The sequence below is a fragment of the Sphaerochaeta associata genome, assembly GCF_022869165.1.
Taxonomy (GTDB): Bacteria; Spirochaetota; Spirochaetia; order Sphaerochaetales; family Sphaerochaetaceae; genus Sphaerochaeta; species Sphaerochaeta associata.
This window is the reverse complement of the sequence record NZ_CP094929.1, coordinates 600450-626170: the sequence shown is the minus strand read 5'-3', so window position 1 is coordinate 626170 and position 25721 is coordinate 600450. Positions and strand designations below refer to the sequence as shown.

Below are 25721 nucleotides of genomic sequence, written 5' to 3'. Positions count from 1 at the left end.
GTTACCATCAAATACATGTTTACACTACTTTTGTGCTTTGTCAAACACTTTTTGCAGTACCAATAGGGATAAAAATATCTCAACCACGTAAAAACTCTTTACAAAAAACTGGTGCGTAGTATACTCAACATATACATGATAACGTTTTCAAAATGTAGGGAAAATCGTACAGGAATTTCCAAGTGGAGAGGAGATCATAGATGAGCAAGGTTGTGAGAATCGGTATTATCGGAGCCGGCCGGATCGGCAAGCTGCATGCAGAGAATATCACCAAATTCGTAAAATCGGTGGAGGTGGTGGGCATCAGCGATGTCCTGATGAATGAGCAGATGGAAGCTTGGGCGAAGGGCTTGGGAATCCGGGTTGTCACCAAGGAAGCCATGGATTTGATCAAGCACCCCGACATCGACGCCATCATGGTCTGCAGTTCCACTGCAACCCATGCCGACTATACCATTGCTGCTGCAAAGGAAGGCAAGCACATCTTCTGTGAGAAGCCGATTGACTTGTCAGTAAAGAAAGGTTTGGAAGCCATCAAGGCAGCAAAAGCTCATAAGGTAAAACTACAGCTCGGCTTCAACCGCCGCTTCGACCACAATTTCCGTCAGGTGAGAGAGCTGACCAAAACCGGCAAGGTCGGCGATGTCCACATTGTCAAGATCACCAGCCGCGACCCGGCTCCTCCGACAGCCGCCTATGCAGCAGTGTCGGGAGGAATTTTCCTCGATATGATGATTCATGACTTTGATATGGCCCGTTACCAGGCAGGCAGTGAGATTGTCAGTGTACACGCAACCGGAGCTGTACTTGTCGATCCAGAGATCGGCAAGGCCGGTGATGTCGATACCGCCATCGTCACCCTCACCTTCGCCAATGGGGCGATCGGTGTCATCGACAACTCCCGCAAGGCGGTCTATGGCTACGACCAACGCGTTGAAGTCTTCGGTTCCAAAGGGTGTGCAAAGGCAGAGAACGACACCCCCTCGACCGTCACCCTTTCAACTGTTGAGCATGTAGCTGCCGACAAACCCCTCTACTTCTTCCTTGAGCGGTACAAGGATGCCTTCGTGGATGAGGTTGTCTCCTTCGCCCAGGCCATCGTCGAAGATACCGACGTACTTGTCAGCGGAGAGGATGGTCTTGAGGATATGGTTGCGGCCCTTGCCGCCGGCAAGAGCCTGAAGGAAGGAAAGCCGGTTACCATAGCAGAGATGAAGAAAGAGCTCGGGCTCTAAGGAGAGACGCATGGCAACGATACGACTGACTATGGCGCAAGCCCTGTTGCGCTTTCTGGACAACCAATACATCTGGTTCGACGGAGAGGAATCCAAATTTGTCGAGGGTGTCTTCGGCATCTTCGGCCACGGCTGTGTGGTAGGCATCGGGGAAGCTTTGGCTGATGAGCAGAATGGATTGCCCTTCTATCAAGCAAAGAATGAACAGGGAGCGGTCCACGCAGCAACGGCGTTTGCCAAGGAGCACAACCGAAGAAAAATCATGGCGGTAACCAGCTCCATCGGCCCCGGAGCATTGAATATGGTGGTAGGAGCCGGTACGGCGACAGCAAACCACATTCCGGTGCTCCTTCTTCCCGGTGATGTCTTTGCATCCCGTCAGCCCGACCCGGTTCTTCAACAAATTGAGACCCCTGTCGATTACACCAACACTGCCAATGACGCATTCCGCTCGGTATCACGGTACTGGGACCGGGTCAATCGTCCTGAGCAGTTGATGAGTGCCATGCTCAACGCAATGCGCACCCTCACCGACCCTGCCGACACTGGAGCAGTGACCATCGCCCTCCCCCAGGATGTGCAGGGCATGGCCTACGACTACCCCCTCGAATTCTTTGCCAAACGGGTGCATTATATTGAGCGAAGAATACCGACGAAGAGCCAGCTCGATCGCCTCGCCAAGCTGTTGTCCAAGGCGACCAAGCCCTTGGTCATCTGCGGCGGCGGTGTACGGTACAGCGAAGCCGGCGATGCATTGGCAGCGTTCTGCCAGCGTTTTGCCATTCCGTTTGCCGAGACACAGGCTGGGAAAGGAACCGTCCTTTGGGATAATCCATTCAACCTTTCGGGTATCGGGACCACCGGCAGCCAGGCGGCGAACCGCTTGGCCAAGGTAAGTGACCTGATCATAGGGGTGGGTACCCGTTTCGGTGACTTCACCACCTGCTCGAAGTGGCTTTTCCAGAACCCGGCATGTGAGTTTGTCTCGATCAACGTTGCGTCCTTCGATGCCTATAAACTCAACAGCCTTCCCATCGTTGCCGATGCCAAGCTCACCTTGGAAGCTTTGCTCTCTCAGCCTCAGCTGTCCGGCTACACGAGTAGTTGGGGCCGGGCCATTGAGACGGAGCGAAACCTGTGGAAAGAAGAGGTCGACCGCCTCTATCAGGAAGTTGTTCCCTCTTCGCTCTCCCAGGCACGGGTGCTGGGCGAGCTCAACGACCGCCTGCTTCCACCCTCGGCCATCGTGGTTTCCGGCTCAGGCTCGATTCCCAGCGATATGCAACGGGTATGGAGAACGCGGGTGCGGGGAACCTATCACATGGAGTATGCCTTCTCCTGCATGGGATATGAAGTGGCGGCGGCCCTTGGAGCAAAGATCGCCCATCCTGACCGCGAAGTAGTGACCATCATCGGCGATGGAGCCTACACCATGTTGCACACCGAACTGCTTACATCCATCCAGGAAGGAAGGAAAATTATTGTAGTGGTGCTGGACAACGCCGGTTTCCACTGCATCGACAACCTGCAGAACAGCCAGGGCATTGTCCACTACGGCAACGAGTGGAGACGGCGCGAGGATGAGACGGGTCGATTGACCGGTTCCTCCCTCTCGGTCGACTATGCACTCAATGCTCAAAGCTGGGGTGCGGTTGGCTTGAGAGCCGATACTATCGAGGAGTTGGAGCAGGCTGTGAAGCAGGCCTTGGCCGAGAAGGTATCGACGTTGATCCACTGCCATGTGGCTCCCAAGTCCATGACCAAGGGCTACGACTCTTGGTGGCGCGTGGGTACTGCAGAGGTTTCCAACAACCCCAAGGTTGTTGAAGCCTGGACTGAATTGCAATCCGAGATTGCAAAGACACGACAATTCTAAAAGGAACACAGTATGAGCAAAGAGGCCATAAAACTTGCAATAGCCCCGATCGGATGGACCAATGACGACCTCCCGCAGCTTGGAGGCGACATCACCTTTGAACAGTGTGTCAGTGAAATGGCACTTGCTGGGTTTACCGGCAGTGAAGTGGGCAATAAGTATCCCAAGGACACCGAGGTGCTTAAGAAAGCACTGAAGCTCAGGGGCCTTCAGATTTGCAACGCCTGGTTCAGCACCTATCTGACCACCCAAAGCTACGAAGAAGTGGAAAAGGCTTTTATACAGCACTGCACATTCCTCAAGACCATGGGGGCGACCATCGTCGGAGTCGCCGAACAGGGCAATTCCATCCAAGGCAGGCAGGACCTGCCTGTCTTCGATGCAAAGCCGGTCAATACCGAGGCAGAGTGGAAACTTCTGACCGAAGGGTTGAACAAGCTTGGCAACAAGGCCAAGGAGATGGGAATGCAGCTCACCTACCACCACCACATGGGAACCGGGGTGCAGACCAGAGGTGAAATCGACCGCCTGATGGAACAAACCGACCCTGACCTGGTGGGCCTGCTCTACGACAGCGGCCACCTGGTATTCAGCGGAGAGGATCCGATGGAAGTGCTGACCAAGTGGATGAGCCGCATCCGTCACGTACACCTCAAGGATGTGCGCGCAGACAAGCGCCAGATGGCCATCTCTGCGAAGTGGTCGTTCCTTAAGGGAGTACTTGAAGGCGTATTCACCGTCCCTGGTGATGGCTGCATCGACTTCAAGCCTATTCTTGATGAACTGATCAAAGCCGGTTACAAGGGTTGGTGGGTGGTGGAAGCCGAGCAGGATCCTGCAAAAGCCAACCCCCTCGAATATGCAATGAAGGCACGAGCCTATATCCGCACTACTGCAGGAATTTAGGAAATTCATCCAATGCCCTCTCAGATATTTGAGAGGGCATTATTCTATCCACAAATGTGTTGAGGTGGGTCTTCCCCACCTCAACACGGACTCCCACGCAAAGGAAGTTAGTATAACTCAGAAGTAGATATCACGCTGCTCCTGCGGGTAGCCAAATGCCATATTCCATATGGTATTCTTGGTTCGCAGGTACTCGTGCAATCCAGTCTTCCCATATTCGCGCCCGATACCACTGTTGCGGTTCCCTCCGAATGGAGCGTTCATCCGAGCAGTGTTGGGCATATTCACAAAGATCGAACCTGCATTGAGGCGTTGGGCTGCATAATGAATGGTTTTATGGCTCTCCGAGAAAATTCCTGCACCCAAACCAAACTTTGAGGCGTTTGCATAGTCAATGGCCTCATTCAAGGATGTGTACTTCATCACCACAAGCACAGGTCCGAAAATTTCCTCACGGTAGCATTTCATGTCTTCTCGTACATCACACAGCAAGGTCGGTTTGTAGAAAGACCCCTTGTCAAAGAGAGGTCCACTGAACGGCTCGCCTCCACAGACCAAGGTAGCACCATCGGCGACGGCATCCATGACGGTTTTGTGGACCTTTTCCATTTGGGCCCTGTTGATCATAGAGCCCAATCGGGTTTCTGGATCGAGGATGTCACCGGGTTTGCGTTTTTGAAGTTCCTTGCAGAGATCTGCAATAAAGCGGTCATAGAGCGACTCATGGAGCAACAGACGGGTCTGCGCACAGCATACCTGCCCACCGTTCAGCAACAGTCCGTCGGCCACTCCAACCACGGTGTCCTCATAGCGGCAATCGGGTTCCACAATGACAGGTCCCTTTCCTCCCAGTTCAAGCACATTCTTTTTAATAATCTCCGACCTGGCGGACAGTTCCAACAGTCTCCGACCTACCTGTTCGGACCCGGTAAGTGCTACAACATCAACCTCACGATGAGAGGCCAATGCTTCACCTACAGTACTTCCTTTTCCGGAGATGATGTTTACCACACCGGCTGGAAACCCTGCCTCTTCAATGATTTCACCCAACACTGCGGTTGTCCAAGGAGTCATGGAAGAAGCTTTGCATACCGTCGTATTTCCTGCAGCCAAAGCCGGGGCAAGACTGCGGGTCAGCAGGTGCAACGGGAAGTTATAAGGACTGATAATGGCAACCACTCCATACGGCTCATATGTCATGTAGTCATGCATGTAGGGTTCGTTGGCAACCGGGATGAGTTCGCCGTTTATCTCACGTGCAATATTTGCAAAATACCGAAATGCATAGATTGAATAGGGCATATCTCCTGTTTCGACTTCATGAATCGGCTTACCGGTATCCTGAGCTTCCATTCTGCACAACTCATCCCAACGACGCTGCATGATATCGGCAGCCTTGAGCATGATTTTGGCGCGCTCATTGTTTTCCATTCTCGACCAGACACCACTATTGAACGTTCTTCTGGCAACCTGACAGGCCTTGTCAACATCGTCGAGACCGGCTTCCTCAAACGATGCAAGCACCTCCCCGGTAGCTGGACACGTTGATGTAAACGTTTCACCGATGGAGCTCTTCACCCACTTGTTGTCAATGAACAAATCATAATGCTTCATAGAATCCCCCTTATTTATTCAGTGCACGAAGCCCGGCAGCTGCGGCCATAAGACCTTCTTCAGTCACCTGACTCCTCTCAAACTCTCCGCTCATCCTTCCGTTGTGCATGACCAGCACCCGGTCACACATGCCGATCACCTCCAACTGTTCAGATGAGATGAAGATTACTCCCAGACCCGACTGGGCCAACGCATTGATCAATTTATAAATCTCGACCTTGGCCCCGACATCGATTCCCCTGGTAGGTTCGTCAAGAATTACAATATGTGGATTATTGGATAACCACTTGGCAACCACGACTTTCTGCTGGTTGCCGCCGCTGAAATCCTTAATCTTACGATTCGGAAGTGCAGGTCGAATTGAAAGCTCCTCGATATAGGAATTCACTACCTTGTTGAACTGTTTCTTAATCAGAATCCCATAGCGTTGAACCAAATCGATGCTCGTCAAAACCATGTTCTGTGCCATGGAAAGCACCAACACCAAGCCCTCCCGCTTACGGTCCTCTGGAATGAGGGCGATGCGATGCTTGATGGCATCGCTGACCGATCTGATATGAACTTCCTTTCCCTCGACAAAGATTTCCCCCGAATCGACGGGATAGTACCCGAATAGAGCCTTCATCACCTCGGTTCTTCCTGCACCAATCAAACCGGAAAATCCAAGGATTTCACCTTTGCGAAGTGAGAATGAGATATCGGAAAACATCCCCTTCTTGGTCAGGTTTTTGACCTCGAGAATGGTGTCGCCGAATTCGAGGTTTTCCCGCATCGGAAACGTATCCTTCAAATCCCTTCCAACCATGTATTTCACCAAGTCCGTCTCGTGGACCTGATCTCGATTATTTTCCAGCTCAACGACAAACTTGCCGTCACGCAGCACGGTGACTCTGTCGGAGAGATCAAGAATTTCCGATAGTCGATGGGATATATAGATGATGGAAAGCCCATGGGAACGCAAGTCACGCATAAGCTTGAAAAGAAGGCCTGTTTCGTTGGGGCTGAGCACTGCAGTAGGCTCGTCCATGACAAGAATCTTGGCATTATTGTAAATAGCCTTTGCGATTTCCACCAATTGTTGTTGTGCAACACTTAGATGCTTGACCCATACAGAGCAATCAAAATTCGAAAGACCCAACTTTGCCATCACCTTGGCCGCCTCCGCTTCCATTGTCTTTCGATCAGCTGCCAATCGATTCTTGGCTATCAACTCCTTGCCAAGGAAAATATTCTCAGCAACGCTGAGGGTCGGAACCAGATTGAATTCCTGGTAAATGACACTGATACTGTGGGCCAAAGATTCGCGTGGAGTATGGAACTGAACCGGCTCGTTCTCAAGAAAGATGGAACCTTCATCGGGTATATAGACACCACCGAGAATTTTCATCAGTGTGCTCTTCCCAGCCCCATTCTCACCGATGAGGGCGTGAATTTCTCCCTTCATCAAATTGAATGAGACATTTTCGAGGGCAACCACGCCTGGGAAACGTTTGGTTATCCCTTGCATCTCCAGTATATAGTTGGACTGCATAGAAAATCCTCCCTTATGCCTGATTTCTCGAATGGGAGAAACTATCCAAGGCGCATACGGAAATGATCAGCACACCAGCTACGATTGTCTGCCAGTAGATACTTACATTCATCAGTACCAATCCGTTGCTGATTATCTGAAGGATCAAAGCGCCCAGCAAGGTTCCGATTACCGTACCCTCGCCGCCACTCATGGCGGTTCCTCCGACAATTACGGCAGCGATTGAGTCCAGGTCGAAGTTTACACCCGAGTTTGGATTGCCTGAGTTCACACGACCAGCCATGATGATTCCGGCAATACCACAGAGCAAACCAGTAAGCACATAGAGCATAATTTTATGACGAGTAACTTTTATACCTGAAAGTCGGGCGGCGGTTTCATTGCCGCCTATGGCCTTTGTTCTCAAGCCGAAAACCGTCTTTCCCAATACAAAGGCTGAGACAACAAAGAGCGCGAGCATAATGAGAGACATAATGGGAAACGGCCCAAGATACTTGTTTCCCACCCCGATTACAAACGGGTCGCGAACAGGAATCGGATAACCGCGGGTTAATACATACATAATTCCTCTGGCAATTTTGGCCAAGCCCAGGGTGACGATGAAGGGAGGCAGCTTGAATTGGGTAATGATGACACCATTGGCCAAACCGATAAGACAGCTGATTCCCAATCCGCCGAGTATGGCCAGCATAGGAGAAAAACCGGCGGTAATCATAACGGCCATGATTACTCCGGACAAGCCCAAGGAGTAGCCGACCGAGAGGTCGATTCCCCCCGAGACCATAATGAAGGTTTGACCGAAGGCGATAATGGAGACAATACTTGCCTGCTTGAGAATGTTGAATAGATTAGTCGAAGAAAAAAAGGTGTCCGGCCGCAATAAGGAAAGGATAAGTATCAGAAGAACCATCAGCACGATGAGCCCGGTCATCCTGTTTTTTCTAAGGTCGGTAGCCCAAATCCTAATTTGTTTGCCTGTTATTACTTTGTTCATGGTCAAGACACCTATTTCATGACAGCTTCCCTAACACCGAAAGCTGTTTGGAAACACAGAGATTCAGCGATACCCCAGAGGATATCGCTGAAGTCCAATACATCAATTGCTCATGTAGGTTTCAACATTAGCTTTGGTGATTTCAACCGTTCCGGTATCTGTGGAGTCTGGAACGCTCTTTCCAGCAACAATGTCGTCCAGGGTCTTGAGGATCATCTCACCCCAGAGCCACTGCTTTTGGGATACGACAGAGGTTACCTGGCCATCACGGATTCCCTGGATGTTCTCTTCCATGTTATCGAATGTGATGATCATATGGTCATCTGCCGTCCAGCCAAGGGATTTCCAGATTGCCACAGCAGCAGGTCCGCCTGTTGCATCGATGCTGGTGAAAACATCGAAATTGGGATACGACTGAATTTGTGTCTCAATGACGTTGACAGTCAAGTTCGGGTCACCCTGTCCGGTCTGAATGTCGAGAATTTTCACGCCAGGAAAGTTTTCCTTCAGCTCATCCTGGATACCCTGTATGCGCTCGTTCAAGCTTCTCTGGGTGGGCAGACCGGTACAGATGATCATCGTCCCCTTCCCATTGAGTTCACGCCCTACGACCGAGCCAAGGTGTCTACCAGCATTGTAATTGTACGTTCCCAAGAACGCCAATCGCTTACTTTCCTGGTTGTCGGATTCAAAACAAATGGTCGGAATTCCTGCATCGATAGCTTTGTCGATATACGGTGCCAAAGCATCAGGATCGGTCGGAACGATTGCAATACCATCAACCTTCATTGCGATCAGATTTTCCATGATCTCAATTTGTTGATTGACTCCTACTCCCTCAGGGGCTCTGGTAATGACCTTGTACCCCATCTTCTCTGCATACGCTTCAGCACTATCGGTCACCGGTTCGAAGAACGGGTGTACGATTGGATACACGATTGCGTACGTCTTGGTTTTTGCGGCTCCAGCTTTGCCTTCTGACGATCCAGCTGCAAACAACAGGGATGACACGGCAAGAAGCACGAGCGCGATAGCCACGGTGGTGATTACACTACGTCTTTTCATAATTCTCCCCCTTTTTTTTGGTGAATGTGAAAGATTGTTCGTAATATCTGCCTAAAGTATATGAGCCGTTTTTTTCAGCCCACAATAGAATTAAATCGGGACGGAGTTGAAAATCATTCATAAGAAAGACTTTGGAGTGTAGAAAATTTTTTGAACTCGTGCTCCCCACCTAAAAATTTTATACTTCGATATCGGCACCTTTTACACTCATCCGATAAGCGCTTGAAGTCATACCGGTTACCTTTTTAAAGATTGTGTAAAAGTAGTGAGGATCACTGAATCCCACTGCATAGGCCACTTCCGCCGAGCGCAGTGATCCAAGGGAGAGCAACTCTTTAGCCTTGGCAATTCGAATCTCGCAAACATAGTCTGTGTAACTCATACCCGTCTCTTGATTGAAGATTGTACTGAGGTGACTGCAACTCATATTCACATGATTGGCAACATCCGAAAGTTGCAGTGTCCTGTGTTGATAGTTGGCCTTGATAAAGTTTTTCACCTTATTGATGACCGATTCGTAGGTCTGAGTCTTTTGTTGTTCCCGTTGTTGCAGGGCAAAGGCAAATAGTTGCCTGGTCTGTTCAATTACTTCGTCCAAACTCAAGCTCTCTGTGCACTCGGTTATCAAGAGATTGAGTTGCTGATTCGATTCCATACTCTGCTGATAGTACCCGATCTCCTCCAAGAACAAGGTTGTCTCGTAGAACACATTAAAGCGGGCAAGCATGGTGAAAAAGAGATTGGACGGGAATGCCTCAAAACGCAGGATATGTCGAGCTATAAAGTCTTCCAATTCATCCTTAAGGCCGATTCTTAAAAAGTCAGAAATCTCCGAACGCTCAAAGGGGATTTTCGCTCCTTGATAGGGGTTGAGCATGGTCGTGTCCTCAAATCCTACCACCTTGTTTTTCCCAAAGAGATAGGAGAGCTTGGCCGTTTTTTGCGCCTCCTCGTACGACTCATGAATATCCTGGAGTCGACTCTTCACTCCTCCGATGGAGAGACTTACCTGTACTTTTGTTTGTCGCTCGAGCTCCCGTTTGATCGACTGGCTGATGCGGTATCTGTCATTTTGCAAGGCTCTCTCACTAGCACCCTTCATCAAAAGGATATATTCCTTGAGACTTGATCGTATCAACAATACATCGTCGGTCTGCAATGTATTGATGATGGAACCGGCTTTAATGAACTCCTCTGATACGGAGGCTGGCTGCATTTCCAAGTTCAGGACAATAACCCCGTAGGCTTTTGCCTTGATTGCGATATTTAGCGATGTTGCCGTATCGAAGATTTCAGAGACGCTCAGCACCCCGGCGATCAGATTACTGAGAAACTCCTTCTGCAAAAACTGTTTGTTGATCTCCATCTCGGTTTGCAGTTTCTCAATATTATCAAGATGCGCACGCTCATCATCGATTCTCTGGATTACCGAATGCAGGCTTGCCTTCAGCTCCTCCATGCCGACCGGTTTGAGTAGATAATCGCTTACTCCTATCTTCAAGGCTTGCTGGGCAAGTTCAAAGTCATCATGACCGGTCATGATGATTACCTTGATCCAAGGCATCTGGGAAAGGATGATACGGCTTAAGTCCAAGCCGTCCAGAAACGGCATCTTGATATCGGTAATGACAATTTGAGGGTTCACATCCTCAATAAGCTGCAATGCCGTCTCTCCATCGGAGGCTTCTCCTGCAAGCAAAACACCATTTTCCGCCCAAGGAAAGTTCTCCCTGATATTCTCACGAATTATTATTTCATCCTCGATGAGTACTGCTTTATACATCATACGGCTCCTTGGCAATGCGGATGCTGACTACAGTCCCAACCGACCGTTCGCTTTTTATGTGCACTCCCATCCCTTCTCCATACTCCAGCTTCAAGCGCTGATGGATATTCCTCAGTCCATAGCTTGCAGAGAGTGTGTTAGATGTAATGGGTATGTTCAGCATGTGCTCAATACTCTGAATCTGCTCTGCATCCATACCCATGCCATCATCACTCACCTCAAGCACAATGGCGTCAGGCTCTTCATACCCCTTGATAAGTAGCGTTCCCATATCGCGTCTATTCTTAATACCGTGATACAGGGCATTCTCTACAATCGGCTGCAGGACCAGTTTGATGATTGTATACTGATACAGGGTTTGGGGAACTTCAATCTTGTACGAGAGAATGTCACGGTACCGCAACTTCTGGATGATGAGATAATTCTCCACATGTGCAATCTCATTGCGTATAGGAATCTTGTAATCACCCTTGCTCAAACTGATGCGATAGAAGTTTGAAAGCGACTTGGTGATGGTGAGAATATCTTCCTTCTTGCCGGCTTCCGCCATCCAAAGTATCGATTCCAGTGAGTTGTAGAGGAAGTGGGGATTGATCTGAGCCTGTAGCGCACGAAATTCCATCTTCTTTGAGAGCATCTGCTCTTCACGGGTGATATCCAGAAGCTCCTTGATTTTCCCGACCATTGAGTGAAAACTATGCGTCAAATCCCCGATTTCATCCTTTGAAACAGTCGTTATTTGTAAGTCAAGGTCCCCCTGCTCGACGAGGGTCATCGACTGTTTCAGATTTCTGATCGGATGCGTCAGTCTGCTGGAAATATAGACATACATGAGGACAGAAATGGTCATCGTCACCAGCAAAAGCAGAAAGGTTGTATTGCGGATGGTGATGGCACCGGCAAGCAGATTTCTACTGTCAGAACGCCCGATAATCTTCCACCCTGTCAACCCCAGTGTATTGAATACAAAAAAGGAGTCCACACCCTTATAGGATTCGGTGAAATAGCCGCTTTGTTCTGTGCGAATCTGCTCTATCCGATTGCTTGGCAGCAGTCCCTCTTCATAGGCAAACGTGCGCGGGTAGATGAAGTTGTCCAGCCCCTCCACAATGAAGAAATCACCAGGAGGTGAGATGGAAATGGTATCCACGAGGTTATGCAGGGTGTCAATCCTGACATTAACAATAATATAACCCAACTCCTCATGAGTAATGTTCTTTCGGATCACCTGGCAGATGGAGAGATACCCCTGTGTGCTCTCAGGAATCATGTATGGGTGCTTCTCTGCAGGAATGATGGAAATACGGTCGCCATACTTGCGGATCTCCTGCACTATCTCAAGCTCGTCGATTCCGACAGGCAGGTCATAGACGCCACGATGCTCACTGATATGACTGCCATTTCTGTTTAGAATAACAACATTGGCAATGTAGTTGGTGAAATCAAACAAGTTTCTATAACTTTTGAAGAGAGTCACTACTTCCATAGCATTCTTATACTTAGTTTCCTCATCAGTGGACCGGTAGAGATAGTTCTGAACCTGTTCTGATTCAGCGATTTTTAGGAAGTTTTTACTGTCCAGCAGCAACAACTCGATATTGTTGTTCAACTGGTCGGCAACTGTGAAAAATGTATCAACAGCAGATCTCCGCATTGCTCGAAACGACAAGGTATAAGAAATGATGGAGATAATGATGATCGGTAAGGTGGCCACCAACAAATACATGATAATCAATTTGGCCCGAATGCTGTATTTCGAGCCAATAAACTTTGAGATGACAGGAATTTTGGACGCTCCACCTTTCATGAGTACTCCATCAGCAAGCGTAGCAAGCAGAACTATTTCCTGCATGCAGTATAGACCAGAATGGGCGAGCTAGGGAGAAATTTTCCTTTCCTGTCCTAGATCCATGTAATTGAAGTCTCTAGTCTCTGCATCAACGAGATGATTCGCTTGCTCTCCTCTAGTGGCATCCCTAGTGCAGAATTCGTCTCAATATGCCCTATGAATGCATCAAGTTCCTTGAGGAATGGATCTTCTGCATCGAGAAGCATCTGCTTGTCATCGTCCTTGGTCAGTATGCGAATCGAACCCTGTTCCCAATTGAACAGTCTTTGGATTTCAATGACTCCCTTTGTCCCGATCAGCCGGGTTTCAATGGTTCTCACCTCGGAGATCCAACCGCAAGAGAAGGAAGCGAGCAGAGCGCTGCCGTATCCCAACTGTCCTGCCATGTAGCCATCCACGCCTTGCTCGCGTTTAGCCATCACCTGGACCGTGAGAGGATTCTCTCCACCTGTAAGAAAGCTGATAAGGCTGATGGGATAGCAGCCTAAATCCCAGAGACTTCCCCCTCCCAAGGAAGGGTTGGCTCGAATGCCCTTCAGTCTCTCGCGCAATGAAAAGAACGACGACTGGATAAGCGTCAGCTCCCCGATGACCTTCTCTTCAAGCAATTTCTGCAAGATTTGCATCCTATCCATGTACCGATACATGAAGCCTTCCATCACCTTGCATCCGGTTTTCAAGGAGACTTGCATGATGGCATCCACCTCCTCTTCCCGCATGGCAAGCGGCTTTTCGCAGATGACATGCTTACCCTTCTGAAGGCAGGCAAGGACATATCCGGCATGCAGCGTATTAGGCAGGGCTATATAGATAATATCAACCTGCGGATCATCGAGCAGACTCTGGTAATCTTGATACAGAACCCCGGAGAAATCCTCGATTTTCTGTTGCGAGGCAGAGGCAATCGCGTATAAATTCAGCCGCTTGCAGGCTTCTACCGCTGGTCTCATTTGATTACGGGCGACCCCGCCATATCCCAGAAACCCGATATTGTAAACTCCATTCTTCATATCAAATCTCCTCTGCAACCTGGATCAAGACATGTATGACATCATTGGAATTCTCTGCTCGAACTTCGAATGCTTCTTGGATTGCCTCCAATGGGTAGATTCTATCGATATAGTCATGAGTCCTGATCAGGCCATCGGTCACCAGGGATATGCCTTCCTTGAAATAGCGATACATATCGATATCACGTTTTGGTTCGGTTGAGAGAATTTCAGCACGCTTTCTGTGCATTGCAAAATAGTCGACGGGTTGTGATGTCTTTCCTATTCCTCCATACATCACCACCTTTCCTCCAATTCTGCAGCAGGAAATTGCATCCACCACGCAGTCCCCTTCCAAGAGACAAGGGATGACCACATCATACCCCTCGGGATGAGCCTGTAGCACATACGGCGCATTATCAATCTTATCAACGGGAATTTGAATTGTCTGGGTTGCTCCATAGCTCTTGGCAAGTTCCAGATTCCTCTTCTTGTGGTCGGTTACCACCAAAGCAGAAGGGGAATACAGAGAAACCACCTGCGTGAGCATCAGACCGCTTACACCCTGGCCGATGATAAGAACCCGCTTCCCCGAGTCGATGGCGGAAAGCTCTGCTGCATGAATGACACCAGGAAGAATCTCAATCAGGCTGATGGATTTCAGCGGGAATGAATCGGGCATTACCTGTACATTGAACGGCTTGCATACGATATACTGCGCATAGGCACCCCACACATACCGGCAGGCTACCTTCATTCCGACTTTCAGGCCGAGAACATTGGACCCAACTTTGTCGATGATTCCAGCTACCTCGTGCCCAAGTCTTGCAGGCAAGGTGATGAATTCCGGATTGCGTGTTCCTTTAAAGGCCTCTAAGTCCGAGCCGCAGATTCCCACATAGATCACCTTCACCCGAATTTCAGTATCGGATGGTTCAGGTATTGCAGCTTTCGCCAAAGAAAGCTTGTAAGGTTCTTCAAGAATGGCAACCTTCTGATAGTCACCTTTGGCTTCGCGCTCGGAAAGTAAAGCAAGATCGGCGTACGTCATGGTTGTAGGCATAGCGGCCTCCTTGTATAGGATATGTTCACTATACGAGGCAGGGCAGGCATCTGTATTTGTCGAAATTGGTCATGTTGTTGTCATTTCGGGAACGAGGAGCCTGTCTCCAGGAAATACTGGTTGGAAAAGTCAGGATCTATATTCACATCCTTGCAAATAAAGTTGAGCTCCTGTTCTCTCCAACGAGCAGGAGGCAAGCCAACCAGTTTGCAGAAACTTTTAGTAAACTGATGAATGTCGGCATATCCAAGTTTTTCGCTGATTTGCTTGATTGTCGCATTAGTGGATATCAGCAGCGTCTTCGCCGTTTCAATCCTGCTTTTTTGGGCATAGGCTATCGGGGTGCACCCCAAAGCCTGCTTGAACAGCTGGCTTAAATAGCGATAACTGACCGAAAATACCGCTTCCAGATCCTCGGAGCACAGTACATCCAGACTTCTGGAATCGAGATACCGCAACACATCCCTGACAAGTGGGTGATGTACCCGCTCGATGGGGATATCGACATTTTGTTTGATGATCGGATCATTGCTGTGAGTCTGGAAATTCCGTATAAGCTCGATGAGCAACATCCCCATCTGTACTGAACACATCGACTGATAGAGCGGAGGTTTCAACACGCCTTGTTGCAGAATGCTTTGCATAATGTGGCTGAGGGTATCGCCGGAAGGGAGACTGAGCACAGGAATGACGTTGCAGGCATTCGCAAGGGTTGGATTGGTGATGGTGAATTTGATGTCCAATGTGCACAACTTCTCTGAATATACCTGCAGTATCCCATGCATCTCACCCGGAGGAAGGAACATAAGCAGATTGCCTTGTGCTTTCACCACCCTTTTCCCCACCTGAACCTGTGCCGAGCCTTCCAGGAAATGGATGATTTGATAGTAGTGGTCATGCGCATGAACCCTCAACGACCAATCATTTTGGTAGTCAAAGCGAGAAGCCCAGAGTACCTGTACGTCAGAGAAGCAGTGTTCCACAACTCCGATAGTACGGCAGGGCTCGGCATAAAGCAAGAATGGCTTGACGAAACGCAGATATTTCTTTCATATCCAATCTCATACAATCAAATAATGATCATTAATGACTGAATTTGAAACTATTTCTTGCAAACATATATTTCTTGTCATATGATGGATGGTGTATGAGGCAGGAGGTACTAGTGAAAAGCTTGAACACTCGTCAGAGCACGATTCTCCGATTTATCGAAGAGCGTGGCTCAATCAACATACATACACTCTTTTCACAGATTCCTGCTTCAGAAGCCACGATTAGACGGGATTTAACGCTACTGGAGCAAAAACAATGCATCATGCGTAGGCGTGGAGAAGCCTTTGTGCTCAAGAAATCCTTGGAAAGTGCATTCCAACAAAGGGAAAACATCAATCGCTCTGCAAAGCAAATCATCGCCCATATCGCTGCAAAGCTCATACAAGACAATGATACCGTCATTCTTGATGCAGGTACCACCACCTTAGAAATTGCCAGACTACTCACCCAGAAAAACAACCTCACCATTGTTACCAACTCACTGCCGATCGCCAACATTTTAGCACCAACAAAGGTATCACTCTTATTTGCCGGTGGGCACTTGTTCAGCCAAAACATGTCCACCCAAGGACCTGATGCCGAAGCCTTCTTTAAAAAAATTGAGGTTAATAAAGCTTTCGTAGGTGCAAGCGGAGTTCGTCAAAGCGTAGGTCTGGAGACACTGAATCCCTATGAGGCGGAAATAAAGCGACTGATGGTTAGATCCGCCAAGCAGGCCTATGGGGTGGTTGATGCATCAAAATTCACTATGGCAGGAGTGAATGTGTTTTGTGAATTCTCTGAGCTCGATTTTCTTATCACCGATAAGCCGATAACAGATACAGCTACGTGCAATGTGCTAAAACATAACAAGGTAACTGTATTGACCCCGGAATCAGAGCAGGCGCAGAGCCTCTGACAATACAGATTTTTTGAGATAATCAGGAGGAAACAACAATGAACAAAATCAAGGTCGGCGTTGCCGGATACGGAGTAATTGGACAGCGTCTCGCTGATGGAGTCGCCCTGCAGGGTGACATGGAACTAATCGGGGTCGCCGATGTGGCACCAACGCTCAGCGTACGGGCCCTCAAGGAAAAGGGTATGCCCTACAAGTTCTTTACCGCCGCACCGGACAATACGGCAGCGCTTGAAGCTGTTGGAATTCCCATCAGCGGCACGCTTGAGGACCTGGTGAAGCAGGTTGACATCATGCTCGACGCCACCAGTGCCGGAGTCGGGTTGAAGAACAAGGAAATCTATAAGAAGTACGGCAAAAAAGCCGTATTCCAAGGCGGGGAGAAGAATGCCATCGCCGATGTCTTCTTCCATGGTTATGCAAACTATGAAAAAGGTCTGGGTGTCGACTATCTTAAGCTCACCAGCTGCAATACCACCGGCCTCATCCGTGCAGTGGACTGCATCGACCGTGAAGTCGGGGTGGAAAAGGTTGCCATCACAATCATCCGCCGCGTAGCGGACCCCGGTGACTATCACCGCGGCCTTACCAATGCCCTGCAGATCGACAAGGCTCCCAGCCACCAGGCTGTCGATTTGATGACCATCATGCCCCATGTCGAGGCTACCGGCATCCTTGTCCACACACCGGTGACCCACGGGCACATCATCACCGTGGTTATGACGCCCAAGAAGGACATCTCTGTTGAAGAAGCCATCGCCATGTTCGAGAAGCACCCCAGAATCCGAATGGTCTCCATCGATGAGGGATTCTTGGGCGACGCCAGCCTCTTCCGGTATGCCCGCGACCTCGGCAATCCCCGTGGGGACATGTATGAGATCGCCTTGTGGAGAGACTCGGTGGTCAAGAGCGGAAAGGACTTGATGTTCGCCATCAACATCCCCCAGGAGTCGGTGGTAATCCCTGAGAACATCGATGCCGTCCGTGCCGCTATGAAGATGCAGCTGGACCGCAAGAGCGGTACCGAAGCAACCAACACCTACTTGGGGATTGGAACATGGAAGAAGTAAACCGAATTCGCATGACGAGCATCGATGCTGTTGCACTGAAGGGCAAAACCGTGTTGTTTCGCCCTGACATCAACAGCCCCATCGATCCGGCAACCAAGAAAATCGTCAATACAAACCGTTTGGAGAAAGCCGCTCCCACCCTCACGCACCTGCTTGAGGGAGGGGCGAAGGTGGCCATCATCGCCCACCAAGGCGACACCCTGGACTACCAGAACCTCATCCCGCTATCGGAGCATGCATCCATCCTCTCCAGCTTGACCGGCAGGACGGTCACATACCTTGACGATGTCTGCGGCCCGAAGGCGATTGAAACGGTGAAAGCATTGAAGGAAGGCGAAGCGGTTCTCTTGGGAAACCTTCGGTATCTGAGCGAAGAGATCACCGCATTCGAAAAAGAAGTAAAACTGGCACCCCAGGAGATGCAGAGCACCTGGCTGGTACGCTCACTTGCACCCCTCTTCGACCTCTATGTCAACGACGCCTTTGCCGCCGCTCATCGAAGCAGCCCTTCCATGGTTGCATTCCAGGAAGTTCTGCCGACCGCAGGTGGAAAACAGCTGGTGGCCGAGTACACAGCCCTCTCCAACGTGGCGTCACATCCCATCCATCCCTGCATCTTTGTTCTGGGCGGGGGAAAGATCAGCGACGCCTTTGGCATGATGAAGCATGTATTGGCCAACAATACCGCCGACAAGATCCTGTGCGGCGGCATCACCGCCCTGGTCATGCTGCTTGCCCAAAACAAGGAACTTGGTCAGAGAACCAGGACGTTCCTCCAGGACCGCGATCTGACACACTTCATCGATGAGGCACGGGAGCTGCTCGCCGTGTGGCCCGATCGCTTCGTCACCCCCCTCGACCTTGCCTATGAAAAGGATGGAGAGCGTTTTGAGTCAGACGTACTTGAGATTGTCGAACGTGATGAATTGCAGACAAAACTCTTCCCAGACCTGGGCAGCAAGAGCATCGAGCTGTACAAGACGGAGATTGCCAAGGCAGGCTCGGTTTTTGTAAACGGACCGGCCGGCGTCTATGAGGACAGCAGATGGGAGAAGGCGACCAAGGAGATTTGGAAGGCCATTGCCGCATGCAATGCTTACACTGTCATCGGCGGGGGCGACACCATCACAGCAGCAACAAAGTTCACCAACCTGGAGGACTACTCCTATGTCTGCACCGCAGGAGGTGCGATGGTTCGCTTCCTTTCAGGCAAGAAGCTTCCCCTGATCCTGGCAATGGAGAAGGCCTGGGAGCGGGACAAGGAGTAAGGTATGCTGGTGAGCATCCCCTACAACAAAAGCGAGAATATACTGCTGAGCATAGACGATGAGCTGCTGCTCGGCATCTTCGAGCCCAATGAAATACCCTCCCTTGGGGCACAAGAGGCACTTACCCAGGCCCTGGGGAATGGAATCATGACGTTCCTGGAAGGTGCCTCCAACGTTCTTGTAATCATCAATGATGCCACCCGCCCCACTCCTACCAAAGCCATGCTGGCTGCCTTGCTGCCGTGCTTCGAACAGGCAGGGATTAGTGATGACAACCTGACGCTTCTGGTTGCAACCGGAGCTCATCGTCCGGTAAAGGATGGTGAGCTCGACCAACTGCTCGGGACTTTCAAGGAAAGGCTTTCCCCCAGACTGGTCAGCCATGAAGCAAAGGATGCATCGAGTCTGGTGCGAATCGGGGTGACGCGCAACGGAACCCCGATCCTATTGAACAAGCTGCTCTTCGCCTACGACCGCATCGTGGTAACCGGCAGTGTCGAACCCCACTACTTTGCAGGTTTCACCGGAGGAAGGAAAGCCTTCCTCCCGGGCATTGCCGGCTACGAGACCATCGTAGCGAACCACAAGCTCGCCGTCAGTGACACAGCCCACTCCTTGGCCTTGGAGGGAAACCCCGTCCACGAGGATATGATGGATGCCCTGACTCACATCAAGGCTCCGGTTTTCTCATTGATGACCGTCCTGGACAAGGAACAGAACGTGGTAGCAGCGACCGGCGGGGATATTGTTGAAAGCTTTGGGAAAGCGGTGGAAATCGCCACCCGTGTGTTTTGTGTGCCGATTCCTCAAAAAGCCGATATCGTGGTCTCAATCGCCAAGTTCCCTATGGATATCAATCTCTATCAGTCCCAGAAGGCCATCGACAACGGCGCGCTTGCCGTCAAGGATGGAGGGACTTTGATTCTCGTCTCAGCGTGCAGGGAAGGGATTGGAGACCAAGAGTTCGCCGACCTGTTGGGTTCCTGCAGCTCACCCGACCAGGCACTGCAGATGATAAACAAGTCCTACAAGCTGGGCTACCACAAGGCGGCCAAGATGGCCAGTGTCTGCAAGCGGGTGAACGTCATGGCATATACCGAATTGACTGAGGGACAGGTTGCTTCGCTTTTTCTTGAACCGATTGCAGATCTGCAGGCGGCACTCGATGGTGCAATCGCAGAGGCAAAGTCCAAAGGAATAGAGAGGCCGTCGGTAATCCTGCTTCCCGACGGCTGCGTCACCGTACCGTCTCTTTCGTAAGCAGCTCCTTCTTCTTTACCGCCCGATACTCATCCTCGCTCTGCAGCGCCTTCGAGGGCGTTGCATCGGTATTGCGCTCCGGATCGAGGGATCGAAGCATCTGCTCCGATCGGTGATCACTATTCTTTCTGAACGCTGAGGGAGTAACACTGCAGAACTTGGAGAACACCCGATTGAACTGACTGAAGGAGGAGAAACCACACTGCTCGCAAATATCCTTGATCTTGAGCGGAGAGTAGAGAAGCAACTGTTGGGCGTTCTTTACTCTGATCTGCTGTAGATAGTTCACAAAGTTCAACCCCGTCACCCGCTTGAATTGGTGGGAAAGATAAAATGAACTGACGGTGAAATAGTCAGCAACAAGCTGCAGGCTCAACTCCTCTTGAAAATGGGTATGCAGATAGCTGGTCACTTCATAGATTTTCTGGGTGATCGAATCGGTTATCTCCTGTTTGGCGTAGGTATTCGCCTTTCGATGTGTAAAGAGAAGCCATAAGAGTTCAAGAAACTTGCTGTGAACCATCAACTCATATCCGACTCGCAGCTCACTACCCAAAATGTATATCGAATTGAGCAGCTCTACGACTTTAGCCTGCACTTCCAGAGGAAACCGAAAAATCGGAGGCTGCTCATCAAAGACGGTGAACAGCCTCTTGAGTTGACGCTCCAAGCCCGGTACTTCGAGAGGGATGCGAAACGCCACAATGAGCCGGGATTTGGGATTTTCACCTTTGGGATACATCGTCATATGCAACAAGGAAGGCTTGAGCAGCACCAAGTCATACCGTTGCAAACTGAAATACTCCCCTTCGATGATATGACTGGCATGGTCGTCCACCAAGAAGAAAAGTTCATAGAAGTCGTGAAAGTGCTGGAACTCCATATTCATGGAATCCGAGCGAACCCCATAGTCAAATACATAGAACAGCGGGCTTCTGTCATTGTTGACGGTGATCGAGAAATCCTGCTTGAATAACAATCTCTTATCCCACTGTTCCATAGGAAAACGATACCGGCCATCCGCTCGGTTTGCAAGGGTGAATCACCCTTGATTTTCCATCAGGAACAGCATGGCAAGCGCTTGTCCGTAGGGCATCGGCCTCAGCGGAATCTCCTTGTAGAAGTTCTTGCTCTCCCGTCCCATCGGGGTTCCATAGGAGACCTGCTGAACCACACCGTCCTTATCCACCACAGCAAGCAGCGCACACAATGCCTTATCCGATATAGCACAGTACGAGCGGTCAAGCAGACCCATGTTCACCGCCTTGAGAATCCCGTATCCGAAGCCGCAGGTTGCACTGCTCTCCAAATAGCTGGTCGGGTCGTCCAACACAGTGTGCCACATCCCGCTCTCATCCTGCAGCGTTGCCAAGGCTTTGATCTGACGCACCAGCACAGTCTTCAGGTAACGGCTGACAGAGGCGCTCACCTCCACCATCTCCAGAAATACTGGAATTGCAATGGTCACCCAGCAGTTGCCCCTACCCCAGAAGGCCTCGCTGAAGTGATGCCGCCCCTCGAAGGTCCACCCGTGGTACCAGAGACCGCTCTTCACATCACACAGATACTCAACATGCAGCAGGAATTGGTAGACTGCCTCATCGATGTACTCTTGTCTTCCAAGGATTCGCCCCACATTGGCAACCGCAAGGACAGTCATCATCAGGGTGTCGTCCCACAGCTCCCCGGGATTCTCATCATCGGTGGTGCGGTGCTGGAACCCGCCTTCCTCGGTCCGGTCAAGACCTCCTTCCATCACCCACTCGACCCATTCAACGGCAATATCCATATACGCCTGTTTATTCGTATACTCGGCAAGGAAAGAGAGTGCAAGGATGGGAGCCATCGTGTTGACGTTCTTTCCAGGCAAGCCCTGGGCGATACGCTGATCGTAGTACTGGGTGAGAATATCCAAATACTGTTTCTCCTTGGTCTTCTCAAACAGCTTCCACAGCCCGAAGAGACCGACCCCATGGGGCCACTCCCAAAACTGATACAGCTTGCGATGGGCATCATCAATGGCACTTGCCAGTTTATGGGAAGCATAATCAGGATCATCGGGGGCATATAGCACCGGCAAAAACCCTGCAACCAATTTTTTCAATGTCTCATCTACTTCTTGCATGAAAACTCCTCATTCATCGTTCAGGACAAGTTCCACACTTACAATCTCATGTCCTTTCATCGCAATCTCCACCATTTGTCCTGCCACGGACAGTTGCTCGAGTCGTTCTTCGACCAGATTACATATCCACACCTGTTTGACTGCAAGCGCCGAACGCAGCGTACATACGCCATCCCTGCCTGCCATGCTGATCAAGCGCAGGATGAGCGAAGCCCGCTCTTCGCACTTCTTGATGGTCTCAATTACAACACCATCGCCGGTCGCTTCAACCAAACTGAAGTGATCATCCAACTTATCGCACACCTGCTCCGAACGCTCGGCGATCAGGCTCTGATGAAGTGCGTAGCCCTCCTCGATCACCTTGCCTTGCTCATAACCACCTGCATGAGGCAGAAGGGCATAGGAGAAGTCATGCTCGCCCCTGTCGGCTTGAGGGCTTGGATAGGTGGGGGCGCGCAGCAAGGAGAGCGTCAGGGTATTACCCTTAGCCGAGTATCCATACGATTGTTTGCTGAGCAGCGCCACCCCATGGGTCTTCTCACTCAGGTCAACCCACTTGTGGGCCGGCACCTCGAACTGCACCTCATCCCAACTCGTGTTGGTATGGGTGCTGCGCTCACACACCCCGAAGGCGATGTCATACGATGCGCGCATAGCCCGGACATCGACGTCGAAGGCTGTACGAAGCATCAGGTGGTCTTCCCTCCAATCGACATGCAGGTTGAAATCAATGCGCTTGGAGTGGGCGCCGAAGGTGATGCGCTGCCGGTAGGTCGACTTGAGCCACGTCCATGTACCTTCGAGCGTGATCCCAACCTCAGAACAAGAGAGTACGCGGTAGCGCACCTCGCCGTCCAAGGCATACTGCATCAAAGCACCCTGCTTGCCGATATTCCAGGCATCATACTCCTTGGGAAGGTCAACCGATAGGGATAGAACATTGCCACGCTTGCCTTGTGCAAGCACGTCCCGCCTCTGTTGCTTGTCATACAGACGCGCCAATGAGCCATCTTCGGCAAAGGTCGCCTCGTAATAGGGCGTGCTGAGGTTTGGTTCGGCCCAAGAGAAAGGGCTCTCTGATTCAGCGTGCTCATTTCCCAATCGATACCGCTTCCATCCCTTGGACGGTACCTTGCAAGCGATGAAATGGAGTTTTGAGCCTTGCTTGCAGGAAGGAAGACGCCTGCCGGTCTCGTCATGAATGCTGCAATACGAAGCAGCTTCGATGGTGCATAGATCGTTGCGGACAAAATCCAACGTGTTGAAAACAACTACATCCTCGGCAGCCTTTGCTATGTTGGAAGCCAGGAATGAGCGGGCCTGGGAGGCTGCTTCATCGAAGGTTGTTGTAATCTGGGTGAGCTGGGGAATGGTTGTCTCATAGACTTCCTTGATGGAGGAGCCGGGAAGAATGTCATGGAACTGATTGAGTGCCAGCAGCTTCCACGCCGCCTCAAAGCTTTGATGGGGATACCTTTGCCTTGCATCCAAAGCCCAGGCAAGACAGCAGAAGAATTCGGAGGCGAAGGCCTTTTGTTCACACAACCGATTGAGCCGTTTGACTTCAGCCATGGTGGTGTAGGTACCCCGGTGGTACTCAAGGTAAAGCTCTCCCGCCCAAACAGGGGGATCTGGCACCTCGTTCCTTACGGTATCCAAGAACGAACGGACCGTGCTGCTATATGTTTTAGGAAGACCGGGAAGGCCCGTCTTCATTCGCTGATGGTTCTCAAGCATCTGCTTTGTCGGTCCCCCTCCGCCATCACCATAGCCATACAGATGAAGATTGGAGGAACAAAGGGCCTTGTCCTGAAATCGCTGGCGGGTTCCGAGAATCTGGCTGGGAGTGAGCACTCCGTTGTAGGTGGTCTCGTTGCTTGTTTTCTTTGGATAGGAAGCAAGACTCTCGTAGTCGGTGGTGCTGACCAGATAGCTCAAGACCCGGCTTCCGTCCAAGCCTTGCCATGCAAAGACGTCGTGGGGGAATCGATTGGTCTCATTCCACCCAAGCTTGGTGGTCACAAAATAGGAGATGCCCGCACCTTTCATGATCTGCGGCAAGGTGGCAGGGAACCCGAAGCAGTCGGGAAGCCAGAGAACTACACTCTCTTTTCCATACTCATCCCTCATCCACTTTTTCCCCCAGTAGAACTGGCGTACAAGAGACTCCCCGCTGGTGAGGATGGTATCGCTCTCGACCCACATACCCCCTTCCACTTCCCACCTGCCCTCATCGATCCGGGCCTTTATCCGGTCATACAAGGAGGGCATATCGGCCTTGATGAAGGCAAGCAGCTGCATCTGGCTGGAACTGAAGACATAGTCGGGATACTGTTCCATCAAGGAGAGTACTGTGGCGTAGCTTCGTATGCCTTTCTCCCGGGTCTGGTCGACTGTCCACAACCATGCCATATCGATATGACTGTGTCCCACAACGGCCACCTTTGCCTTGGAAGGTGAAGTACCTGAGCTAAGAATTTGAGAAAGAACGGCCCTTGCCTTCGTAAGCATGGAAACATTCTGCAACGCCTTCAGACTGGAGAAGTCCACTGCCTTGACAGCCTCAATACAGGCTTTACTGAGAGTTATATATGCCTCACTGTCATATTCGACCGTCATTGCAGTTTCATAGGCAAGACCGAGGTCGTAGACGAAAGCCTCAAGCTCTTCGTTGACAAGGTATATGCTGACATCCAGAAACACATCCTGCTTCTCGCTGGAGACATAGCAGTACAGGACAAGCTCGACATCCTCCATGTCGGGAAGATCTACTTCGGTATGACGGACATCAAAGCCGCAGGAAAGCTTATCATTGAGGTAGACCAGGAACTGCGGGTTGTTGAAGTTCCAAATGTCCGACGAGCCGGTCTCCACCTTCAGCCTGACCTTTCCCCCCATCCATGAGGGGGGTACTTTCAGAGCGGTCTTGAAGAGGGCATGATACTCCCTACCCCCAAAGCCGCGGCTTCGGTCGAACGGCAGCCAGCCATCTGCCTCGAGGCGTACACCCCAGTCATGGTAGGCGCATGTTTTATACTGCAGATCCTGCACATCCAGCATCTGAGCATACCGGCTTTGGTTGAGTACCTGAAGAGGACCCTGAACGAATAGTTGGAGCTGTTGTTTTGTCATAGCAGCA

Annotated in this window: 19 protein-coding genes; 7 read left to right on the top strand and 12 right to left on the bottom strand. The window is 50.6% G+C overall.

What is annotated here, in order from left to right; genetic code table 11:
- Positions 1-200 precede the first annotated feature (200 nt).
- From iolG to iolE, 3 genes are read left to right on the top strand one after another with little or no spacing between them, the layout of a single operon-like run.
- Positions 201-1235, top strand: a complete 1035-nt coding sequence (gene iolG, locus MUG09_RS02855; protein WP_244773367.1) for an inositol 2-dehydrogenase — start codon at positions 201-203, stop codon at positions 1233-1235.
- 10 nt (positions 1236-1245) lie between these two features.
- Positions 1246-3111: a 3D-(3,5/4)-trihydroxycyclohexane-1,2-dione acylhydrolase (decyclizing) gene (iolD, locus tag MUG09_RS02850; RefSeq protein ID WP_244773366.1), complete on the top strand. Its 1866-nt coding sequence runs from the start codon at positions 1246-1248 to the stop codon at positions 3109-3111.
- A gap of 12 nt (positions 3112-3123) precedes the next feature.
- The gene (gene iolE / locus MUG09_RS02845; protein WP_244773365.1) at positions 3124-4017 is read left to right on the top strand and encodes a myo-inosose-2 dehydratase; all 894 of its coding nucleotides are present in this window, start codon (positions 3124-3126) and stop codon (positions 4015-4017) included.
- Between the two features lie 117 nt (positions 4018-4134).
- Here the strand turns inward: iolE and MUG09_RS02840 are convergent, their stop codons facing one another.
- From MUG09_RS02840 to MUG09_RS02800, 9 genes are all read right to left on the bottom strand, one after another.
- Positions 4135-5631 carry an aldehyde dehydrogenase family protein gene (locus MUG09_RS02840; protein WP_244773364.1) on the bottom strand — a complete coding sequence of 499 codons (1497 nt, stop codon included), beginning with the start codon at positions 5629-5631 and terminating at the stop codon, positions 4135-4137.
- Positions 5632-5641: 10 nt separating this feature from the next.
- Complete coding sequence (locus tag MUG09_RS02835) at positions 5642-7162, bottom strand: sugar ABC transporter ATP-binding protein (protein WP_244773363.1); 1521 nt, start codon at positions 7160-7162, stop codon at positions 5642-5644.
- Positions 7163-7175: 13 nt separating this feature from the next.
- Entirely contained in the window at positions 7176-8156 is a 981-nt protein-coding gene (locus MUG09_RS02830) for an ABC transporter permease (RefSeq protein ID WP_244773361.1), read from the bottom strand.
- A 102-nt stretch (positions 8157-8258) separates the two neighbouring features.
- Positions 8259-9221 (bottom strand): sugar ABC transporter substrate-binding protein, encoded by a 963-nt coding sequence (locus tag MUG09_RS02825; protein WP_244773359.1) that lies wholly within the window; start codon positions 9219-9221, stop codon positions 8259-8261.
- A gap of 178 nt (positions 9222-9399) precedes the next feature.
- On the bottom strand, positions 9400-11004 hold the full coding sequence (locus tag MUG09_RS02820) for a response regulator (RefSeq protein WP_244773358.1): 1605 nt from the start codon (positions 11002-11004) through the stop codon (positions 9400-9402).
- Positions 10997-12859, bottom strand: a complete 1863-nt coding sequence (locus MUG09_RS02815) for a sensor histidine kinase (protein WP_244773357.1) — start codon at positions 12857-12859, stop codon at positions 10997-10999. Before MUG09_RS02815 ends, MUG09_RS02820 begins: the two co-directional genes overlap by 8 nt.
- Positions 12860-12909: 50 nt before the next feature.
- Positions 12910-13866: a Gfo/Idh/MocA family protein gene (locus MUG09_RS02810; RefSeq protein ID WP_244773356.1), complete on the bottom strand. Its 957-nt coding sequence runs from the start codon at positions 13864-13866 to the stop codon at positions 12910-12912.
- 1 nt (position 13867) lies between these two features.
- On the bottom strand, positions 13868-14908 hold the full coding sequence (locus MUG09_RS02805; RefSeq protein ID WP_244773355.1) for a zinc-dependent alcohol dehydrogenase: 1041 nt from the start codon (positions 14906-14908) through the stop codon (positions 13868-13870).
- An 80-nt stretch (positions 14909-14988) separates the two neighbouring features.
- Positions 14989-15891 (bottom strand): AraC family transcriptional regulator, encoded by a 903-nt coding sequence (locus MUG09_RS02800; protein WP_244773354.1) that lies wholly within the window; start codon positions 15889-15891, stop codon positions 14989-14991.
- Positions 15892-16073: 182 nt separating this feature from the next.
- Here MUG09_RS02800 and MUG09_RS02795 point away from each other — a divergent pair, with 182 nt between their 5' ends.
- From MUG09_RS02795 to MUG09_RS02780, 4 genes are read left to right on the top strand one after another with little or no spacing between them, the layout of a single operon-like run.
- Positions 16074-16859 carry a DeoR/GlpR family DNA-binding transcription regulator gene (locus tag MUG09_RS02795; protein WP_244773353.1) on the top strand — a complete coding sequence of 262 codons (786 nt, stop codon included), beginning with the start codon at positions 16074-16076 and terminating at the stop codon, positions 16857-16859.
- A 38-nt stretch (positions 16860-16897) separates the two neighbouring features.
- The gene (locus MUG09_RS02790) at positions 16898-17929 is read left to right on the top strand and encodes a type II glyceraldehyde-3-phosphate dehydrogenase (RefSeq protein ID WP_244773352.1); all 1032 of its coding nucleotides are present in this window, start codon (positions 16898-16900) and stop codon (positions 17927-17929) included.
- Positions 17917-19197: a phosphoglycerate kinase gene (locus MUG09_RS02785; RefSeq protein ID WP_244773350.1), complete on the top strand. Its 1281-nt coding sequence runs from the start codon at positions 17917-17919 to the stop codon at positions 19195-19197. Before MUG09_RS02790 ends, MUG09_RS02785 begins: the two co-directional genes overlap by 13 nt.
- Positions 19198-19200: 3 nt before the next feature.
- Entirely contained in the window at positions 19201-20457 is a 1257-nt protein-coding gene (locus tag MUG09_RS02780) for a nickel-dependent lactate racemase family protein (protein ID WP_244773349.1), read from the top strand.
- Here the strand turns inward: MUG09_RS02780 and MUG09_RS02775 are convergent.
- Genes MUG09_RS02775 through MUG09_RS02765 form a run of 3 tightly spaced genes read right to left on the bottom strand, consistent with a single transcriptional unit; the run spans position 20435 to position 25714 of the window.
- Positions 20435-21457 carry a helix-turn-helix transcriptional regulator gene (locus tag MUG09_RS02775; protein WP_244773348.1) on the bottom strand — a complete coding sequence of 341 codons (1023 nt, stop codon included), beginning with the start codon at positions 21455-21457 and terminating at the stop codon, positions 20435-20437. The genes MUG09_RS02780 and MUG09_RS02775 overlap by 23 nt on opposite strands.
- Before the next feature lie 42 nt (positions 21458-21499).
- Positions 21500-22582, bottom strand: a complete 1083-nt coding sequence (bglB, locus tag MUG09_RS02770; RefSeq protein WP_244773341.1) for a beta-galactosidase BglB — start codon at positions 22580-22582, stop codon at positions 21500-21502.
- 9 nt (positions 22583-22591) lie between these two features.
- On the bottom strand, positions 22592-25714 hold the full coding sequence (locus MUG09_RS02765; protein ID WP_244773339.1) for an alpha-mannosidase: 3123 nt from the start codon (positions 25712-25714) through the stop codon (positions 22592-22594).
- Positions 25715-25721: the final 7 nt, after the last annotated feature.

Bases quoted from the DNA above. Each gene is read 5' to 3' on its own strand.
- iolG (WP_244773367.1), top strand. From the start codon at position 201: ATGAGCAAGGTTGTGAGAATCGGTATTATCGGAGCCGGCCGGATCGGC.
- iolD (WP_244773366.1), top strand. From the start codon at position 1,246: ATGGCAACGATACGACTGACTATGGCGCAAGCCCTGTTGCGCTTTCTG.
- iolE (WP_244773365.1), top strand. From the start codon at position 3,124: ATGAGCAAAGAGGCCATAAAACTTGCAATAGCCCCGATCGGATGGACC.
- MUG09_RS02840 (WP_244773364.1), bottom strand. From the start codon at position 5,631: ATGAAGCATTATGATTTGTTCATTGACAACAAGTGGGTGAAGAGCTCC.
- MUG09_RS02835 (WP_244773363.1), bottom strand. From the start codon at position 7,162: ATGCAGTCCAACTATATACTGGAGATGCAAGGGATAACCAAACGTTTC.
- MUG09_RS02830 (WP_244773361.1), bottom strand. From the start codon at position 8,156: ATGAACAAAGTAATAACAGGCAAACAAATTAGGATTTGGGCTACCGAC.
- MUG09_RS02825 (WP_244773359.1), bottom strand. From the start codon at position 9,221: ATGAAAAGACGTAGTGTAATCACCACCGTGGCTATCGCGCTCGTGCTT.
- MUG09_RS02820 (WP_244773358.1), bottom strand. From the start codon at position 11,004: ATGTATAAAGCAGTACTCATCGAGGATGAAATAATAATTCGTGAGAAT.
- MUG09_RS02815 (WP_244773357.1), bottom strand. From the start codon at position 12,859: ATGCAGGAAATAGTTCTGCTTGCTACGCTTGCTGATGGAGTACTCATG.
- MUG09_RS02810 (WP_244773356.1), bottom strand. From the start codon at position 13,866: ATGAAGAATGGAGTTTACAATATCGGGTTTCTGGGATATGGCGGGGTC.
- MUG09_RS02805 (WP_244773355.1), bottom strand. From the start codon at position 14,908: ATGCCTACAACCATGACGTACGCCGATCTTGCTTTACTTTCCGAGCGC.
- MUG09_RS02790 (WP_244773352.1), top strand. From the start codon at position 16,898: ATGAACAAAATCAAGGTCGGCGTTGCCGGATACGGAGTAATTGGACAG.
- MUG09_RS02785 (WP_244773350.1), top strand. From the start codon at position 17,917: ATGGAAGAAGTAAACCGAATTCGCATGACGAGCATCGATGCTGTTGCA.
- MUG09_RS02780 (WP_244773349.1), top strand. From the start codon at position 19,201: ATGCTGGTGAGCATCCCCTACAACAAAAGCGAGAATATACTGCTGAGC.
- MUG09_RS02775 (WP_244773348.1), bottom strand. From the start codon at position 21,457: ATGGAACAGTGGGATAAGAGATTGTTATTCAAGCAGGATTTCTCGATC.
- bglB (WP_244773341.1), bottom strand. From the start codon at position 22,582: ATGCAAGAAGTAGATGAGACATTGAAAAAATTGGTTGCAGGGTTTTTG.
- MUG09_RS02765 (WP_244773339.1), bottom strand. From the start codon at position 25,714: ATGACAAAACAACAGCTCCAACTATTCGTTCAGGGTCCTCTTCAGGTA.